The following is a 20,589-nucleotide window of genomic DNA, read 5'->3' as shown; positions in this document are numbered from 1 at the left end:
ATTATAATACCTCTAAATTAGCCATTGATAACATAAGCATCTTAACACCTTGCTTATCAAAAGCTATAGTTAACTTCTTATCATTGCCAGATGGAGTTATTGAAACTATTGTTCCAACACCAAACTTATCATGTTTAACTTTTCTTCCCATAGTAATTTCATCAGATGTAATAGACGTACCACTTCCACCAGAAGTATTGCTTGCCCCAGATATATTTCTATTAGAAGAATACATATTATTTCTTAAGCTATGAGGGTTATTAACTCCTGTATTCATAGGCTTTGCAAAAGTTGAAGTACCAGCTAAACCTCTTTCATTAATGTATTCCTTTAAATCAGATTTTATTTCTCCTATAAAGTCTGATTGACTATATGCAACAGTTCTACCAAATTGCTTTCTAACTTCTGCAGAAGTCATATATAGCATTTCTTTAGCTCTAGTTATAGCAACATAGCAAAGTCTTCTAGACTCTTCCATCTTGTCTTCTTCATTAAAGTCAGCTTCACTAGGGAATATTCCATTTTCCATACCAACCATAAATACAACTGGGAATTCTAATCCTTTGGCACTATGAACAGTCATTAATACTACAGAACCTTCTCCTTCATCTTCCTCCTCCAACTTATCTGTATCTTGGACTAATGATACCTTTTCCAAGTAAGCTTCCAAAGACTTATCTTCACTACTTTTTTCAAAGTCAACAGCATCTGATACTAATTCCTTTAAGTTCTCTATTCTACTCTTATCTTCTATTTCATTTGATTTAGATAATTCATCTAAATAGCCTGTATCTTTAAGTATGCTTTCTATAAGTACAGACACAGGAACTGCATCTTTTAATTCCATAAAATTATCCATTAATGTTGTAAACTTCTCTATACAAGTGGCATTTCTTGCTGTTAATGAAGGAATACTTCTAGCTTGAGTTAACGCATCCCATAAATCCAATTCAAAGTCATCAGCAAAGTCTTGTACTTTCCCTACAGTAGCATCTCCTATACTTCTCTTTGGAACATTAATAATTCTTCTTAAACTAATATCATCCTGTGGATTCACCAATACCTTTAAGTAAGATAGAAGGTCCTTAATTTCTTTTCTATCATAGAATCTAGTTCCACCAACTATCTTATAAGAAATTCCTCTTCTTCTTAAGGTTTCTTCAAATATACGAGATTGTGCATTCGTTCTATATAAAATTGCAAAATCTTCATTTTTTCTTCCTTCTTTATGTTTAATATCTGCAATAGTCTTAGATACAAAGTCACCTTCTGCTCTATCATCAAAGGATCTATATATCTTTATTTTACTTCCTGCTTCTTGTTCAGTTCTTAATGCCTTATCTTTTCTATAATTATTATTCGCGATAACTACATTAGCTGCACTTAAGATATTTCCTTTTGATCTATAGTTTTGTTCAAGCTTAATAACCTTTGCTGATGGATAGTCTTTTTCGAAGTTTAAAATATTGGATATATCAGCACCTCTCCACCCATATATACTTTGGTCATCATCTCCCACTACACAAAGATTCTTATACTTAGCTGCTAGGAGCTTTATAAACTCATATTGTGCTCCATTTGTATCTTGGTACTCATCAACCATAATATATTGGAACTTTCTTTGATAAAACTCTAAAACATCTGGATTTTTCTTAAATAATTCTACTGTTTTAAATATTAAGTCATCAAAATCCATAGCATTGTTTTCTTTTAATCTCTTTTGATACATTAAGTAAACATCTGCTATTTTGTTTTCTCTAAAGTTAGATTCATTCTCCCTCTTAAAGCTATCTGCGCTTTGCATCTTATCTTTAGCTCTACCTATCTTACCCATAATTTCTCTTTGAGTAATATCTTTATCATTTATATTTAGAGACTTCATACACTCTGTAATAAGAGTCTTTTGGTCTGATGTATCATATATAGTAAAATTGCTTTTATATCCTAAATGTTGAATTTCTCTTCTTAAAATCCTTACACAAGTTGAATGGAATGTAGATATCCACATATCCTCTGCCTTGTCTCCAACAATTTTCTTAATTCTATCCTTCATTTCCTTGGCTGCCTTATTAGTGAAGGTTATCGCTAAGATCTTATAAGGTGGTATACCTAAATCTTCAATCATATGTGCCATTCTATATGTAAGAACTCTTGTCTTACCTGAACCTGCTCCAGCTAGTATTAAGACCTGTCCCTCTACAGTAATAGCACCCTCATATTGTTCCTTATTTAATAACGACTTTAAATCCATAATTAAATTCCTCCTTCCTAATTCTCAACCATTATAACACAACATATGTTCTTATTTATATCTTTCCCCATTTTCTTAAAAGATTCCGAATATTATTGGAATAAATATAGCTGGCAACAGATTTGCCACCTTAATCTTTGTAACCCCTAGCATATTTAGTCCAAGACCTACTATTAACAAACTACCTACGGCAGACATATTTCCTATAACCACTGTACTTAATATCCCTCCAAGAATCCCTGCACAAAGTGTAATTCCACCTTGATATATTAAAACAGCTACAGCAGAAAACATAACTCCTATTCCTAGAGTTGATGTAAATATTATTGAAGATATTCCGTCTAATATTGACTTAGCATATAAGGTTGTGTGATTACCTTGAAGACCACTTTCTAAAGATCCTACTATAGCCATAGCACCAACACAAAATAGCAAGCTTGCTGTTACAAAACCTTCAGATATTGATTTTTCTCCATTACCTTTATTAAATTTACTTTCTAAATAATCCCCTATACTTTTCAACCCTTTATCAATATCAATTAACTCACCTATAAGAGCCCCTACCCCTACAGAAATTATCATCTGTAGAGTATTTTCTCCTTTTAGCGCTCCTGATATTCCTATATATAAAACACATAAAGCTAGTCCATTCATTATTGTCGTACTAACTTTTTCTTTTAATCTCCCCTTAACTACTAATCCTACAATACAACCTAATATTATTGTTCCACAATTAACTACTGTTCCTAACATTCTACCCCTCCATACTACAACCTTTTATATTTATACTATATTTTACCACAAAATTATTTTTATGAATTCTTGTCATAAATATTATTATTTATATTAAAATGAAATTATAGTTTATTTATTAGAGCAAGGAGATGAAGCTATTGAAAAAGAAATTATTTTCTATATCCCTATTACTACTCTTTATTCCTTCTATTTTTATTGGTTGTGGAAAAAAACTAGACTATAGTGAGATAAGTTCATATAGTGATGAAGTATTATCAACCGTTTTAACTGCTTTAAGCAATAATGATTATAATACATTCTCAGAGCACTTAAGTGATGATATGAAGGAATCTTATGATTATGGAACCTTTCAAACAGAAAGCGCACTTTTAATTACTACAGTGGGAGTATTCGAATCGCTAGAATTTGATTATGGAGAAAAAAGAAATGGCTATAACTTTGCCATATATAACACAAAATTTTCTGATGAGGAAGAAGAGGTTAGAGTATCTGTAGCTTTCAAAGAAGGGGATGAAGATCATAAGGTATATGAATTGTACCTTTCTTCAGATAAACTTGAAAAAGCTAATTCTACCAATTAATTGTTATAGATTTTCCTGCAGTTTAAATATATAATTATCTTATAAATTGACAAAAGGAGAATACTCGTATGAGCAAAAGGCCAATATACTTAGTTTTTTCTAGGACAGGCACTTGGTTATCTCGTTCAATCGGATTTGTTACAAAAACAAATTATACTCATGTTTCAATAAGTTTAGATTCATCTTTTAGAACAATGTATTCTTTCGGAAGATTAGATCCAGATAATCCTTTTTCAGGTGGTTTAACAACTGAAAATATTTATACAGGAGTTTTTCAAAAGTCTCCAAATGCACGCTGCTTAATCTATCAGCTAGAAATAACAGAAAAGCAGTTTTTTGACTTAGAAAGAGAAATAAAATCATTTTTTGATTCTGATATAAATTATAGATATAACTTTATAGGACTTTTTGGAGTATTAATGGACAAGCCAATACATAGAGACAAACACTACTTCTGTTCACAGTTCATAACAACTCTTCTGAAACAAAGTAATATATGGCATAGTCCAAAGATACCGGAATTAACTAGTCCTACTGACTTATTGAATATACCAAATAAAACCCTAGTCTATGAAGGTTTTATAAATGAACTAGATTTCTCTATTGAAACTCAAGTTGCATTAATATGACAAATATAAATAGTACTTATGTGTAATAATAATATAATTATCTTCATTTTACACATATTAGTACTATTTTTTTCTTTAAAAATCAATAGTTACTTTATTTTTTTTATATATTAGATTAAAATTAAAGGTAAAAGTAAATAAATATAATTAAGATAAATACATTAGGAGAGGTAAATATTATGGCAAACGAAATCAACTCATCTAATTTTATTAGAAACATAGTAATCGACGATTTAGAATCTGGAAAACACAAAGAAATAATTACACGTTTTCCACCAGAACCAAACGGCTACCTACATATAGGTCACGCAAAATCAATCTGCTTAAACTTCCAATTAGCAGATGAATTTAATGGTAAAACAAATCTTAGATTTGATGATACTAATCCAATAAAAGAGGATACAGAATATGTTGAATCAATTAAAGAAGATGTAAAGTGGTTAGGATTCGATTGGGATGAACTACTTTTTGCTTCTAATTATTTCGATATTATGTACGAAAAAGCTCAACTTCTTATAAAGAAAGGAAAAGCTTATGTATGTGATTTAACTCCAGAAGAAATGAAGAACTATAGAGGAAGCTTAACTGCTCCTGGAAAAGAAAGTCCTTATAGAAATAGAAGTGTTGAGGAAAACTTAGATCTTCTAGAAAGAATGAAAAATGGTGAATTTGAAGACGGAAAAAAAGTTCTAAGAGCAAAAATAGATATGTCTTCTCCTAACATTAATATGAGAGACCCAATAATCTATAGAATATCTCACTCTGTTCATCATAATACAGGCGATAAATGGTGCATCTATCCTATGTACGATTTTGCACATCCTATAGAAGATGCAATAGAAGGAATAACTCACTCTATCTGTACATTAGAATTTGAAGATCACAGACCTCTTTATGATTGGGTAGTTAAAGAATGTGAAATGGAATCTACTCCAAGACAAATTGAGTTTGCAAGATTAAATCTTACAAATACAGTTATGAGTAAGAGAAAACTTAAGCTTCTTGTTGATGAAGGTATTGTTGATGGATGGGATGATCCAAGAATGCCTACTATAGCTGGTTTAAGAAGAAAGGGATATACCCCTGCATCTATTAGAAATTTCTGTTCAGCAATTGGAGTTGCAAAAGCATCTTCAGTAGTTGATGAACAAATGCTTGAATATTTTATAAGGGAAGACTTAAACCCAACAGCTACAAGAGCCATGGCTGTTCTTGCCCCATTAAAATTAGTAATTACAAATTACCCTGAAGGACAATCTGAAATACTTGAAATAGAAAATAACCCTAATGATGAATCTGCAGGTACTAGACAAGTAGAATTCTCTAGAGAACTTTACATAGAAAGAGAAGACTTTATGGAAGTTCCAGTTAAGAAATATTTCAGACTATTCCCTGGAAATGAAGTTAGACTTAAAGGGGCATACTTCGTTAAATGTACTGATGTAATTAAAGACGAAGAAGGAAATGTAACTGAAATTCACTGTACTTATGATCCAGAAACTAAGAGTGGTAGCGGATTTACAGGAAGAAAAGTAAAAGGAACTATTCACTGGGTAAATGCTAAAACTGCTATTCCAGCTGAATTTAGACTATATGAACCTCTTATACTTGATGATGTAGAAGAAAACGAAGGTAAACACTTCTTAGAACAAATAAATCCTAACTCTTTAACAGTTTTAAAAGGATTTATAGAACCATCAGTTAAGGGTGCTAAAGCTCAAGAAAAATATCAATTATTTAGACATGGATACTTTAATGTAGACTCAAAGGATTCTACTACTGATAATTTAGTATTTAATAGAATAGTATCATTAAAGAGTTCTTTTAAATTAAATAAATAGTTAAAATATGAGCATAGTTAAACACTACTATGCTCTTTTAAAACACAAAAGATTAAAGGGTAAGGGGGAGAATTTTATGTTAGAACATGCTATAAGCACTATTGTTCCTATAGGTATTCACACACTAGAACTTATGGGAATAATAATTATATTTGTAGGTGCTATAAAAGCCTTTTACAAATATGCATTATCACTTATTTCTAAGACAAGCTATCCTATAAAAGTAGAGTTTGCAAAAGCACTAACTTTAGCTTTAGAATTTAAAATGGGTGCAGAGATTTTAAAAACTGTAATAATTAATTCTTTTGATGAAATGTACATACTTGCTGCAATTATTTTATTGAGAGCATTATTAGCATTTGTAATTCATTCAGAAATGAAAGCAGAATCAGCTCATTAAAAAAATAGAGTACATATGTACTCTATTTTTTTATAATTTTTATTATATAAAGTTTTTAAATCTTGATCTAACCTTTTCTTCACCCATTATTTGCATAATAGTATATAAATCAGGTGTATTACTTCTATGAGTTAATGCAGCTCTAACAGCACCAGCTACATCAGAAATCATTCCTTTGTAGTTCTCTGGATTAGCCTTAAATTCTTTTCTATTTGTACAATATCCTAATTCTGTACCTATCTCTTTTAACTCTTCAAACCAAGCTTCTTGGCTTCCAATATTAAATGTAAATTTATCTGCATATACTTTTATTACTTCTTTCGCAGCTTCTAAAGAAAGAGTCTTTGGTAACTCTATATTTTCATCTGATTCCTTATTAAATAATTCATCAAAGAAATAGAAGATTTTCTCTTTTACATCTTCCCACTTAGCAAAGTCTTTTCTTGGCTTAGGACCATCCTTATCAATATTAAATATCTCTTTTGACATAGACTCATTTGATGTAACTAAATCATACATCTCTTTATCAAAATCTTTAGCCCAAGCTATATAACTCTCATATACCTTATCAGCTTTCATTTTACATATTAATTCTTTACTTACATCATTTAATTTTACAATGTCAAATAAAGCTCCACTCTTACTCATCTTTTCTAAAGCAACTGGGAATTCATGATAATCAGATGTTGGATTTTCAGCTCTCCAATCTTCATATGTTGAGTTAATAATATTTAATAAATACTCAACAACAGCTTCAGTTGGATATCCAACTTCTCTATAATATGAAACTGCCGCTTCAGCATCTTTTCTCTTTGAAAGCTTTCTCTTTGAACCATTATCATTCTTCATTATTGTTGGAATATGAGCATAATTTGGTCTATCAAATCCTAACACATCAAATAATTGTACATGTATTGGTAATGATGATAACCATTCTTCACCTCTTATAACATGAGTTGTTCTCATTAAGGCATCATCAATAGCATGAGCAAAATGATATGTTGGTAATCCATCAGACTTAACAATAACTATATCTTGATTATTTTCTGGGAAAGATATATCCCCTTTTATTAAATCATGGAACTCTACTCTGTTATTTATATTTCCAGGGGATTTTAATCTAACAATATACTTATCCCCAGCTTCTATTCTCTTTATAACTTCTTCTGTGGATAAATTTCTGCATGTTGCAAACTCTCCATGATATCCTGGGGTAATTTTTTCTGCCATTTGCTTTTCTCTTACAGCATTTAACTCTTCAGGAGTACAAAAACATGGATATGCTAATCCTCTCTTTACTAAATCTTTAGCAAATGTTGAGTATATTTCTTTTCTTAAACTTTGTCTGTATGGACCATAATTACCTATTTCACTATGTTCCCCTGTCATTCCTTCATCAAAATTCATTCCAAAGTTTCTCATTGTTGCAATAGTATCTTCTATTGCTCCTTCAACTTCTCTCTTTTGATCTGTATCTTCTATTCTTAAGAAGAAAATACCCTCACTTTGCTTAGCTAATCTTTCATTAATTAAAGCAGCAAATACTCCTCCAATATGTTGGAATCCTGTTGGACTTGGTGCATATCTTCCTACAACTGCACCTTCCTTTAAATTTCTTTTAGGATACTTTTCTAAATAATATTCTGGTGTTTTATTTATCTCTGGGAACAGAATATCAGCTAATTTTTCTAAACTCATTTTATCACCTTTCCTTTTTTGTTTATAAAATAAAAAAATCCTCCATCCTAAATATAGGACGAAAGAACTTAACTTCCGTGGTACCACCTAAATTGAATAAACAATAGCCTATTCCACTCATTCTCTTTAAGGGGAGATACCCATAACAACTCCAAAGCTTCTTTCTATAGTTTTACTTGTTAAGCTTCCACCACATACTTAACTCTCTTTGAAGTTCCACTATATACTCTTCTTCTTCAACGTCTCTAATATATATTATTTCCAAATCATTTATTATTATAACTTCTTAAAAGATTATTGTAAACAACTTTAAATCTATTGTGAAATTGTATTATTCATTCCCATTTCATTATGCAAGATTTAATTCATTTGTAAAAGAATTATATTTTTCTCTTATATTTTCTTATCTAAAAATTACTTTTTTAATTTATAACGCAAAATAATATAAAATTAAAATTTGTTAACTTTTACATCTAATTATTTTTACAAAACAAAAAACGCAACCCTTGGGGCTAGGTTGCGCTTTAGCAATAAGCAATAAATAAAAAGGGGGCTATTTATTCCTTTTATTTATCCTTGCACTGATATTATATGTTATTAGGTATCAAAATGCAAGAGATTTTGTGAAAAATATTTAACTTTTGATTTATTATGAATGTTTTTCTTGCACTTTTTTTAATCATTCGTTAATAACTCTTTAAAAGAGCCAATTCATCTTCTGTTAATTCACGATATTCGCCTTCTTCCAAATCTTGGTCTAAAGGCAATCCTCCAAATTCTGTTCTTTTTAAATATACAACAGTTTTTCCTAATGCTTCGAACATCCTCTTTACTTGATGATATTTTCCTTCTTGTATAGTTACCATCACTTCTGATCCTTCATCTGATGAACTTATTATTTCTAACTTACCTTCCTTGCACTTATATCCATCATCTAAAGTTATTCCATTTTTAAATGCTTCAACATCTTTTTCATCTACTGCCTTATCAATTTTAGCATAATAAACCTTGTCAACATGCCACTTAGGTGAAATCAATCTATGATTTAATTCCCCATCATTTGTTAATAATAATAATCCTACAGTATCTTTATCTAATCTTCCTACTGGAAATGGATCAAACACTTGATGCTCTACCTCCAATAAATCTATAACAGTTTCTTCTCTATTGTCGTATGTTGCAGATATTACACCGTCTGGCTTATTCATCATTAAATATATGTATTCTCTATAGAATAAATCTTCTCCATTTATATTTATAACTGATTTTTCCGGATCAATTAATAAGCCATTATCTTTTACAATCTCCCCGTCTACCTTAACTAACCCCTTCTTTACTAAAGCTTTTATTTCTTTTCTACTTCCATATCCTAAATTCGATATTATTTTATCTAATCTTTCCACAAAAACAACTCCTAAACAATTAATTCCTTACTATTATACCCAAGTGAAATGGGATAATAAAGATAATATAAATAATAAAGATAAAAAACATAATAATTGAGCCATTCCACAATAAAAAATTAAAGAAAAAAACTCCCTTAGGAGTTTTAAGTTCAAATAATGTTATTACATCAATAATTCTACTTCTTTCTAAAGTCCATTTAAATAATATTTCATAACCTTAGGAACATAGTTTTGAGTTTCCTTTGGCATCTTATATAAATCATCAGCTGAAGTAACACCTCTTCTTTTCACTGTTCCTTGACCAGCATTATATGCCATAAGAGCCATTTCTGTATCTCCATTATACCTGTTGATATGCCCTCTTAACTGTTTTACTCCCCCCCTAATATTATCTTCAACATTAAAGGGATCTGAAACTCCATCTTCCTCACAATTAACAGGCATTAATTGCATAAGCCCCATAGCTCCAGCGGAAGAAACTGCATTTGGATTAAAATTAGATTCTGCTTTAATTACAGCTAACACTAAATTAGGATCCACATCAAATTCTTCTGAGTATTTGTTTACTGCACTATAAATTCTTTGCATAGTCTCATCATCATCTACAGTTGATACTTTATTAACAGCCCCTATTGAATAAGTACTTGAATTAATCCCACTTGAATATCTTATTGGTATGTTATTTAAATCCTGACCAACTCCAACACTTATTAAATTAGAACTCTCATCCTTATTTCCTTCTTGACCTTCAATAGAGTTTAATAAAGCTTGATATACCAGCTCAAACTCCATCCCATCACCCAATTGACTTTTTAATGTATTTTGAAGTAATGTCATACCAACTAACTTTTCTGTAGAAATATCATTTATATTCATTTGTTCCTCCTTAGGAAGCCGTAAAAGAAAACTCCCCATAATCCTCATAGTTTACTTTTTTATAAAAACTTTTAGCTAAAACCATCACTCTATATTCCCCTCTTAAGAACGGAATAAAAGTATAGTAATTTTTTTTACTATAGCTTTGAGTTTTTATCCAATTACCTTTTTCCATAATGTAAAATTCATAACATACATCTTTTCCACCAACACTAGTAACTTTAAATGTCACTTCTTTATTACACACTACTTCTTCTCTATCACAAAGTATTTTTGTATTGGTTACTGGTGTTGCTTCAGAAACATATATACTTACCTCTTTTTTACTATCAAACTCTTCTTCACACTTTATGTTTTTTGAATAAACTTCAAATGTATATTTTCCTGAGCATTTGGGTTTTAATTGTATTTTTTTATTTTGAATAAACCCAGTATCCTCCACTAAATGACCATTTATTTTTGTAACGTATCTAATAAGAACACTTCTTGTATTTTGAACTACAGCTTCTATATCAATTAAATCACCAACTAAATAACTACTTTTATGTGGAAGCAATATATAATCTATTTCCCCTGGCAAATACTCTTTTGCTCTAACATATACAAAAGTATGACTATCATATTCTTTACTTGAATACTTATCCTTAACTCTTATTTCTACTTCATATTCTCCCTTTTCATCTGGGGTAAAGTTTATCCAGTTAGAATCACTAAAACCTATACGCTCTTTTTCTTTATTATCTTTATATATTACAAAGGAATACTTTAAACTTATTCCCCCCTCTGCCTTTACCTTCATATTAATAGGTTGTCCTATTAATACAGTCTTCTTGTTATCAGTAATAATATCCACTATTTTTACAGGTTTATCTGACTTCTTATCAACAGTATAGTTTATTACCTTTTTATCTTCATAATCTCCATCATAAGATATATCCTTTACATATAAAGTTATTGTATACTCTCCTTCTTTTTGAGTTTCCCAAGTATACTCATTTCTCCTTATATATCCTGAGTCTTCTGCAACCTCTCCCTCAACAATGTATCTATATAATAATTCTCGTCCACCATCTACTTCGGCTTTAAAATTAATTGTACTTCCGTTCATTTGTGGTGAATTAGTATCTGGAATAAAACTTTTTATACCAATTGGGTTGTATGCTTTTACAGAGTATAGCATTATAGCTCTATCATCATATTCCTTGTTTGAAAGTATATCTCTAACTAAGCATAAAAGCTTATATTCTCCAGCTTCCTTCTCCTGATATGAAACTATCCTCCTAGAAGAATAATCCTGGATACAAGTTACCTTTCCATCCTTACTTATCTTTATAAATTTATATAACAAACTTCTCTTATCATCTAATGACGAGCTAACTTTAAATACTAACTCCTGATTAATTAATAATTCTTCTGTTAAGCATTTAAAATCAGTAATTTCTATTTTAGTAGGTAATACTACATCAAACTTTATTGTAGTAAACTCATCAAAATTTTCACTTGAATTTACCTCTTTACATTCAATAAGAATTTCTTGCTTACCTTCCTTATTGGCTGTAAACACCAGCCTATTACTTGTTGTATAATCTCTAATAGGCTCCCAATCTTGATTACCCTTTATCCAAAACCTATATAATAATCCTTGTTCATTACCAAGAACATCTATAGTAATTTTCTCGCCTACAGTTAAATGGGTTTTATCCATATTTACATCTTTAATTAATTTCTCAATTTCTTTTTCTCCAATAACAAACTCTTCCTTTGCAAGATAATCAAAAGGTCTACTAGACCCTTCTTTTTTACCTTGAACCATAACTATATACTTTCCTTCAGATGATGGATTCCATATACATGTATCACTTTCAGAAAACTCTTGTATAGTATTCCATACTCCATCATTACCTATAATAAATTTGTACTGCAATGGTTCTTTACCAAACACTGCTTCTATAAGAACTTCATCCTCTTTATTTCTAGGACTATCTTTATCAAACAAAATAACTAAATCCTCCAATAACCTCACCCCTCTATATTAATGTCATTATTTATTTTACCATATTTTGTAAGTTATTGCCTCATATTTCTCAATTTAATTATACATTTTTTTCTTTTAATAGTTAAGATATGAAAAAGAAATACCAAAATAATTTCATTTACTTTGGTATTTCTTGTTTAAATATTAACTTTTTCAAATTCTTTATTAATCTTTCTTCATCTTCTTTACTTCTTTTTTTAGGATTAGGTGTTCTCCCACCAGCCTGCCTTATTTTCTGAGAAATATGTCGTTCCTCCAACAATCTATCTATATTTTTATCTGTATAAACATATCCTTTTGGATTAATTACTTCAGCTTTTTTAGGTAAACATAATGCCGCTACACCGTAATCTTGAGTCACAACAATATCATTCTCTTTGGTCTTATTCACAACATACATATCCACGCTTTGGAATCCACTATCTACAACTTTAACTGTAGAATAATCACTTCTAATATAATGATTTATATCACAATATATTAGAACTTCTATATTATTTTCCTTTGCTATACTTTCAATAATAGGGATGCTTGGACAAGCATCCCCATCTATAATTATTCTCATATTATAATCTTTTTTCAAGTTCAGCCTTCATATCTTCATATCCTGGCTTGCCTAATAAAGCAAACATATTCTTCTTATATGCTTCAACACCTGGTTGGTCAAATGGATTAACACCTAGTAAGTATCCACTTATTCCACAAGCTTTTTCAAAGAAGTAAACTAATTGTCCAAAGTAGTAAGCTGATAATTCTGGAATATTAACTATCATGTTAGGAACCCCACCATCATTATGAGCTAATAATGTTCCTTGGAATGCCTTTTTATTAACAAAATCCATATCTTTTCCTGCTAAGAAGTTTAATCCATCCCCATCATCTGGAGTTTCTTCGATAAATATCTTTTTACTAACTTCTTCTACATTTAATACAGTTTCAATTAAGTTTCTTCTACCTTCTTGAATGTATTGTCCCATTGAGTGAAGATCAGTTGAAAAATCTACTGCTGCTGGGAATAGTCCCTTTCCATCCTTACCTTCTGATTCTCCATATAATTGCTTCCACCATTCATTAAAATAGTGTAATGATGGTTCATAGTTAACTAATATTTCAATTGCTTTCCCCTTATTGTATAAAGCATTTCTTGCTGCTGCATATTGATAACATGCATTTTCTTTTAATGATGGATTAGAGTACTTTTCTCTAGCATCTGCTGCACCTTGCATCATTTCATCTATACTTATACCTGCAACTGCTATTGGAAGTAAACCAACTGCTGTTAATACTGAGAATCTTCCCCCAACATCATCAGGAACTACGAAAGTTTCATATCCTTCTGCATCAGCTAAGGATTTTAAAGCTCCCTTTGCTTTATCTGTTGTAGCAAATATTCTCTTCTTAGCTTCTTCTTTTCCATATTTCTTTTCTAAATATGCTTTAAAGATTCTAAATGCTATAGCTGGCTCAGTTGTAGTACCTGACTTAGATATTACATTTACAGATACATCCTTACCTTCTATTACTTCTAATAAATCAGCCATATAAGTTGAGCTAATATTATTACCTACAAAGAATATTTGAGGTGTCTTTCTCTTGCTTGCATCTAATGCACTGTGGAAAGAATGTGATAGCATTTCAATAGCTGCTCTTGCACCTAGGTATGATCCCCCAATACCTATAACTATTAAAACTTCTGAATCACTTTGTATCTTTTTAGCTGCTGCCTTTATTCTTTCAAATTCAGCTTTATCATAATTTATAGGAAGGTCCACCCAACCTAAAAAGTCATTTCCTGCCCCTGTTTTATTGTGTATTTTTTCATGAGCTGCTTTTACTAAATCCTCCATATAATCCAATTCATTTTCTTTTAGAAATGGAGCTGTTTTTGATAAATCTAATGTTAAATTTCTTCTCATAATTGTTACCTCCAAATATTAATTATGGAAACTTGCCTAATTTATTATATCATAATTGGTATGATTTTTTAAATTACTTATGTATTATTCCCACTTTTTAAGCTACATATTATTTATATTTTCAAACCAAGTATTTATTACTAAAATTATTTCCAACCTTTCTTAAAGCCTTATCACTACTACACTTAGCCAAATTAATAATATATATACTTTATATATCTTTCTCATTATAGTTTATTATTCTTGTATTTAAAATATAGGAAAAGCGATGAATTTCTTCATCGCTTTAAATTACTCAGCTATAGCTTGTACTTCTTTTGCTTTATCTAAATCTCTATAATGCTTCACTGCTGCTCCTAGAAGAATCCAATATAACGGTGCTACTCCTATAACACTGATATTAAAGAAGCTTTGTATTACATAGCCTAAAATCATTAAGAAATATATTTTACATCTATCATCTTCTCGTCTTTTAAATAATTTTGTTAAAATTACTCCTATAAGTGCTACATATGAAATTAGCGTTAATATTCCTCCACATGCCCAATATTCTAAGAACTCATTGTGAGCTTTATCTATTCCTGCCTTTTTAGTATTTACATAATAAGTATATCCATCAAAATTATCTCTTAACAATCTTGATTGTAATGTATCAAGACCAGTACCTATAATTGGATTTTTTTTAATTGCATCCATAGTAATCTTCCAAATCAAAAGTCTTCCTGAACCTGATTTCTCACTTTTATCTATTGCATCTTCAACTATACTTTTAGCCCTAAAAACAAACCCACCTCTTCCTGTTACCTCCATAACAGAAAATACTACAAAAAACATCATTACTATAATTAAACTTCTTTTAATTCTATCCTTATTTCTAAAAACAAAACTCAATCCTATTATGCAACATACAACTAATGATAACCACCCACTTCTAGTATAGGTTACTAATACTCCTGCTAAAATTATTGATGAATATATAGAAAAAATTTTCTTATTCTTAAATATATAAATGCCTATTGATAAAATCAAGAACAAAAGTAAATAAGAAGATAGAAAATTTCTATTACCAATGGTCGCAACCATATCTATAGACTTTTCACCATCGAACATTCTTATTCTTAACGGATCAATACCATAATATTGCAAAATAGCATATATGGACATAACTGTTCCAGATATACAAAAAATATGACTTGTGTATTTATAAAACTTTATAAAATACAAAGAGCTCATAAATAACAATATATAAATTATATATGCTAGAAGTCCTTCATATCTATATTTATTTCCCATAACAGCAACTGATAATTCAATGCTAAATAATGTTGCTATTATCAAACTCGCCAAAAATAAAATTGTTAAACATTCTTCTATTTTAAACCTAATTTTCATTTTAAGTTTTACTAATAAAAAGAGTATAACAAAAAATATTAAATATAAATATACTACTTTACCTGACACATAATATGGTTTTGCTATAGTTGTTACTATAAATGGCATAAATATAACCACAGAATAAAGTAACATATTTAATATATTCACATTATCAAAATCTTTACTTAGTAAACCACCTTTTATTCTCATACCCACCAGCCTTCCATAATAATACAATTATAACATAAAACAATTTTTTTTGACTATATAAAACAAAAAGATAGTTATAGCATATTTACTATAACTATCTAAACTTAAAATTTTATTCAAATTCTATAGTAGCTGGTGGCTTACCTGTGCAATCATACATTACACGATTAACCCCATTTACCTCATTTACTATTCTAGTTGTTACTTTGCCAAGTACTTCCCATGGAAGGTCTGCAGATTCTGCAGTCATAAAGTCACTTGTTGTTACAGCACGAAGAGCAACTGCATAATCATACGTTCTTTCATCACCCATAACACCAACTGATCTCATGTTAGTTAAGGCAGCAAAATATTGACCTATTTCCTTATCTATACCAGCCTTAGCTATTTCTTCTCTATATATAGCATCTGCATCTTGAACAATTCTAACTTTCTCAGCTGTAACCTCTCCAATTATTCTTATACCAAGTCCTGGCCCTGGGAACGGTTGTCTAAATACAAGCTTTTCCGGAATTCCAAGTTCAAGTCCTGCCTTACGAACTTCATCCTTAAATAATAATCTAAGTGGTTCAATTATTTCTTTGAAATCTACACAATCAGGAAGTCCTCCAACATTATGATGTGATTTAATTACAGCTGATTTACCTAATCCACTTTCAATAACATCTGGATATATTGTTCCTTGAACAAGATAATCTACTGAACCTATCTTCTTAGCTTCTTCTTCAAATACTCTAATAAACTCTTCACCAATTATTTTTCTCTTTGTTTCTGGATCCTCTACTCCTGCTAGCTTTTCATAAAATCTTTCTTGAGCATTAACACGGATAAAGTTTAAATCATAAGCCCCATTAGGCCCAAATACTTCTTCTACTTCATCCCCTTCATTTTTACGAAGTAATCCGTGGTCAACAAAAACACATGTTAGTTGCTTCCCAACAGCCTTTGAAAGTAATACAGCTGCTACTGATGAGTCAACTCCACCTGATAAAGCACATAATACTTTTCCATCTCCAACTTTTTCTCTAATTTCTTCAATTGTTTTTTCAACAAAAGAATCCATCTTCCAATCCCCAGCACAACCACAAACATTATAAACAAAATTAGAAAGCATCTTCGTACCTTCTTGTGTGTGCATAACTTCTGGATGGAACTGAACAGCATATAAGTTCTTTTCTTCACATTCCATAGCTGCAACTGGACAAACTGGAGTATGAGCTACTACTTTAAAGTCTTCTGGAGCTCTTTCTATATAATCTGTATGACTCATCCAACAAATTGTTGTTTCTGAAACTCCATTAAATAATTTCGATTTTGAATCTACAGCAACCTCTGTTTTTCCGTATTCACTTACAGGTGCTGTTGCAACACTTCCACCAAGCATATGAGCCATAAGTTGAGAACCATAGCATATACCAAGTACAGGTATTCCTAATTCAAATATAGCTTTATCACATAAAGGTGAATCTTCTCCATATACACTGTTTGGACCACCTGTGAAAATTATACCCTTTGGATTCATTTCCTTAATCTTATCAATACTTAAATTGTGTGGATGAACCTCACAATATACGTTACATTCTCTTACTCTTCTAGCTATTAATTGATTATATTGTCCACCAAAATCAATAACTAAAACTAATTCTTTTTTCATGCTGACCTCCAAATAATAGTATTGTTTTATATTATCTTACAGTTCTCACTTTTTTACAACATTTTATTGACTTACACTATAGTTTGGTGCTTCTTTAGTTATATTAATATCATGAGGGTGACTTTCTCTTAAACCTGCAGATGTTTGAACTACAAAGGTTGCAGTTTCATATAATGTATCTAAATCTTTTGATCCTAGGTATCCCATACCTGATCTAATTCCACCAAGCAATTGGTATATTGTATCTGCAACATATCCTTTATAAGCAATTCTCCCTTCAACACCTTCAGGAACTAATTTCTTATTTCCTTCTTGGAAATATCTATCCTTTGAACCACAAGCCATAGCAGCTAATGAACCCATTCCTCTATATACTTTGTAGCTTCTTCCTTGATATATTTCTATATCTCCAGGAGCTTCTTCACATCCTGCAAATAATGATCCCATCATTGCTACCTTTGCTCCTGCAGATAAAGCCTTTACTATATCTCCAGAATACTTAATTCCACCATCAGCTATAACTGGAACTCCGTATTCTCTTGCAGCTTCAGCACAATCCATAACAGCTGTTAATTGAGGAACCCCAACCCCTGCAACAACTCTTGTTGTACAGATTGATCCAGGCCCAATACCAACCTTAACACAGTCTGCTCCTGCCTTTATTAAATCTACAGTTGCTTCTGCAGTTGCAACGTTACCTGCTATTATTTGAAGTTCTGGATATTTAGCTTTTATCTTCTTAACGGCATCTAAAACACCCTTTGAATGACCATGTGCTGTATCTAAAGTTATAACATCAACCTTAACTTTTACTAAAGCATCAACTCTATCCATCATATCAGCCGTTACACCAACTGCTGCTCCACAAAGTAATCTACCTTGTCCATCCTTTGCAGCATTAGGATAAGATTTAGTTTTTTCTATATCTTTTATTGTTATAAGTCCTTTTAAGTTTCCTTCGTTATCTACTAAAGGTAACTTTTCTATTTTATGTTTCTTTAAAATTTCTTTAGCTTCTTCTACAGTTGTATTTTCTGGTGCAGTAACTAAGTTTTCCTTAGTCATTACATCACCTATTTTTTTAGAATAATCTGTCTCAAATGTAGTATCTCTATTAGTTAAGATCCCTACTAACTTTCCTTCAACAGTTATTGGTACACCTGAAATTCTATATTGACCCATCAATTCTTCTGCATCTGCTAAAGTATGCTCTGGAGAAAGATATATAGGATCTGTTATTACTCCATTTTCTTGTCTCTTTACTCTATCAACTTCTTTAGCTTGCTCTGATATTGTCATATTTTTATGTATAATTCCTATTCCACCTTCTCTAGCCATAGCTATTGCCATCTTAGATTCAGTAACTGTGTCCATGCCGGCACTAATTAGAGGAATGTTTAACGCTATTTTCTTTGTTAAGTTTGTTTTTAATGTTACTTCCCTTGGTAAAATCTCTGATTTGTTAGGTACTAATAATACATCATCAAATGTATAAGCTTGTTTTAAAATTCTTGCCATAATATTGCCTCCCCATATTTTGAATAATTATTTGCATTTCTGAAATTTCTTGCAAGTATAATTTCATTTATTCACCTATTTTTGAGTACAAAAAAAGCACATTAACTTACCTAAGTGAAGTTAATATGCCTATAGTAATCTATACTAAGTTATATCAAATTCACCCATAGTCGGAAATTTACGGCTTCCGGTAGATACTCCCTGCCTTATTCAGGGGATATACGAGTTGTAAATGTGCTACTTATTAAATTAAACTTATTATAGATTATTTATTCTTTCCTGTCAATAAAATATGAAATTAAAATTGCAAAAAGAAAAAGTGTTAGCTAAACTAACACTTTACTTCTACTCATAATCTGATATTATCCCTGATAAGCTACCTCCAGCACCTGGACCGCCACCATAACTATAATTAGGTGCATAATACGAAATTCCATTTACAGTGTTGCTAGAAGCATCAGTATATCCATCCATTAACATTTCCAAATGCGCTCTATACAAAGGAGAAAATGTTATAGCTGGAGAATCTGGACTATTATCATCATATGGTCTATAAGATATCTGCATATTAAAATTACCAACAGTTACACTTTTCGCCACTAAACTAGATCCTTTCATTTGGCAAGGTCCTGATAACACAAACTCCAAGTCTCCATTGCATAATATCATCACATTCTCTATATTAAATGCAGGTGTAACCACCTTAACTTTATCAGCATTAATTAGATACACATTAAAATTAGGAGTTGACAATGGAACTTTTCTTACAGGCTTACTAGAATCTGAACTCATGGACTCTAAATTATTTATTAAAGTATTACTATTTGAACAATTTATTTCTAGTGTTCCATTATAATATGGTATTTTACTATTATCAAAAATAGGCAACTCAAATTGCTCATTTGTTTCTGAGCCTGCCGCTACACTGCCTGCCCCCACATTAGCTGCTGAATTAGAAGAATTAATTAAAGAAGGATCTAAATTAAGAGAACCTCCACCATTTACCTCTACATTTTCACCACATATTGAATACCTAAATATATCATTTGCATAAATATATTTTCTTATTTTTGCATTAACTGTCCTACTTTGCCCAGAAGTTGTTGTTGATGTACTTACAACTTGTAAATACTCATCTGATGCATTTATATGCTTTGTTAAATTCACATTAACTTCTCCAAGCATTGCAGAATCATGTATTGTGAATGATGATGTTCCTAAATCCCCTAATGCATCATAATCACCACTATTTGCATTGGCCAATGCTCTTTCAACTCCAGCCTCTGCTTCATAGTATAAAGTTTGATATTTCTCTTCACCAGAATTTCCCTTCATTGTATTTACTACTGCTAAAGTAGAAACTCCAGATATAACCACAAATAAAAGGGAAAAAACTAGTACAGTTATTAATGCTGATCCTTTTTTAACTTTTTTACTCATACTT

16 protein-coding genes, 1 riboswitch and 1 other annotated feature are annotated in these 20,589 nt (G+C 30.7%); of the genes, 4 read left to right on the top strand and 12 right to left on the bottom strand.

All coding sequences use genetic code 11. From position 1 onward, the window contains the following. Position 1: 1 nt before the first annotated feature. Together pcrA and I4V16_RS11075 are read right to left on the bottom strand one after the other, a co-directional pair. A complete protein-coding gene (gene pcrA, locus I4V16_RS11080; protein ID WP_099330039.1) occupies positions 2-2,251 on the bottom strand; it encodes a DNA helicase PcrA in 2,250 nt (749 codons plus the stop codon). A gap of 75 nt (positions 2,252-2,326) precedes the next feature. After that, on the bottom strand, positions 2,327-3,004 hold the full coding sequence (locus tag I4V16_RS11075; protein ID WP_099330040.1) for a DUF554 domain-containing protein: 678 nt from the start codon (positions 3,002-3,004) through the stop codon (positions 2,327-2,329). A 140-nt stretch (positions 3,005-3,144) separates the two neighbouring features. On the opposite strand from I4V16_RS11075, the gene I4V16_RS11070 reads away from it, so the two are divergent. The 4 genes from I4V16_RS11070 to I4V16_RS11055 all read left to right on the top strand — a co-directional run bounded on the left by I4V16_RS11070 (position 3,145) and on the right by I4V16_RS11055 (position 6,458). Next, positions 3,145-3,588: a DUF3887 domain-containing protein gene (locus I4V16_RS11070; protein WP_161954481.1), complete on the top strand. Its 444-nt coding sequence runs from the start codon at positions 3,145-3,147 to the stop codon at positions 3,586-3,588. Between the two features lie 68 nt (positions 3,589-3,656). Next, entirely contained in the window at positions 3,657-4,217 is a 561-nt protein-coding gene (locus I4V16_RS11065) for a hypothetical protein (RefSeq protein ID WP_111938002.1), read from the top strand. Between the two features lie 179 nt (positions 4,218-4,396). Continuing rightward, complete coding sequence (locus I4V16_RS11060) at positions 4,397-6,058, top strand: glutamine--tRNA ligase/YqeY domain fusion protein (RefSeq protein WP_111938003.1); 1,662 nt, start codon at positions 4,397-4,399, stop codon at positions 6,056-6,058. A gap of 76 nt (positions 6,059-6,134) precedes the next feature. After that, on the top strand, positions 6,135-6,458 hold the full coding sequence (locus tag I4V16_RS11055) for a DUF1622 domain-containing protein (RefSeq protein WP_111938004.1): 324 nt from the start codon (positions 6,135-6,137) through the stop codon (positions 6,456-6,458). Between the two features lie 42 nt (positions 6,459-6,500). Here the strand turns inward: I4V16_RS11055 and gltX are convergent, their stop codons facing one another. From gltX to I4V16_RS11005, 10 genes are all read right to left on the bottom strand, one after another. Beyond that, positions 6,501-8,156: a glutamate--tRNA ligase gene (gltX, locus tag I4V16_RS11050; protein WP_195573463.1), complete on the bottom strand. Its 1,656-nt coding sequence runs from the start codon at positions 8,154-8,156 to the stop codon at positions 6,501-6,503. 51 nt (positions 8,157-8,207) lie between these two features. Then, positions 8,208-8,405 (bottom strand) — a binding site (T-box leader). 437 nt (positions 8,406-8,842) lie between these two features. Continuing rightward, a complete protein-coding gene (locus tag I4V16_RS11045) occupies positions 8,843-9,559 on the bottom strand; it encodes a pseudouridine synthase (RefSeq protein WP_099330043.1) in 717 nt (238 codons plus the stop codon). Between the two features lie 189 nt (positions 9,560-9,748). Beyond that, complete coding sequence (locus I4V16_RS11040; RefSeq protein ID WP_099330044.1) at positions 9,749-10,438, bottom strand: lytic transglycosylase domain-containing protein; 690 nt, start codon at positions 10,436-10,438, stop codon at positions 9,749-9,751. A gap of 10 nt (positions 10,439-10,448) precedes the next feature. After that, positions 10,449-12,452: a triple tyrosine motif-containing protein gene (locus I4V16_RS11035; RefSeq protein ID WP_195573461.1), complete on the bottom strand. Its 2,004-nt coding sequence runs from the start codon at positions 12,450-12,452 to the stop codon at positions 10,449-10,451. 139 nt (positions 12,453-12,591) lie between these two features. Then, positions 12,592-13,038, bottom strand: a complete 447-nt coding sequence (locus I4V16_RS11030) for a YaiI/YqxD family protein (protein WP_195963466.1) — start codon at positions 13,036-13,038, stop codon at positions 12,592-12,594. 1 nt (position 13,039) lies between these two features. Then, positions 13,040-14,389 carry a glucose-6-phosphate isomerase gene (locus I4V16_RS11025; protein ID WP_111938008.1) on the bottom strand — a complete coding sequence of 450 codons (1,350 nt, stop codon included), beginning with the start codon at positions 14,387-14,389 and terminating at the stop codon, positions 13,040-13,042. A gap of 291 nt (positions 14,390-14,680) precedes the next feature. Then, the gene (locus I4V16_RS11020; RefSeq protein WP_195966700.1) at positions 14,681-15,973 is read right to left on the bottom strand and encodes an O-antigen ligase family protein; all 1,293 of its coding nucleotides are present in this window, start codon (positions 15,971-15,973) and stop codon (positions 14,681-14,683) included. Positions 15,974-16,085: 112 nt separating this feature from the next. Next, positions 16,086-17,627, bottom strand: coding sequence for a glutamine-hydrolyzing GMP synthase (gene guaA, locus I4V16_RS11015; RefSeq protein ID WP_195966699.1), 1,542 nt, complete (start codon positions 17,625-17,627; stop codon positions 16,086-16,088). A gap of 63 nt (positions 17,628-17,690) precedes the next feature. After that, entirely contained in the window at positions 17,691-19,145 is a 1,455-nt protein-coding gene (guaB, locus tag I4V16_RS11010; RefSeq protein WP_195966698.1) for an IMP dehydrogenase, read from the bottom strand. A 147-nt stretch (positions 19,146-19,292) separates the two neighbouring features. Further along, a riboswitch (purine riboswitch) is annotated at positions 19,293-19,390 on the bottom strand. A gap of 100 nt (positions 19,391-19,490) precedes the next feature. Continuing rightward, complete coding sequence (locus I4V16_RS11005) at positions 19,491-20,585, bottom strand: hypothetical protein (protein WP_195966697.1); 1,095 nt, start codon at positions 20,583-20,585, stop codon at positions 19,491-19,493. Positions 20,586-20,589 lie beyond the last annotated feature (4 nt).

It is taken from the genome of Clostridium sp. 1001283B150210_160208_E6 (genome assembly GCF_015669365.1).
GTDB lineage: Bacteria > Bacillota > Clostridia > Clostridiales > Clostridiaceae > Clostridium > Clostridium paraputrificum.
The sequence above is the reverse complement of the archived record's forward strand: the minus strand, read 5'-3'. Positions and strand labels throughout refer to the sequence as shown.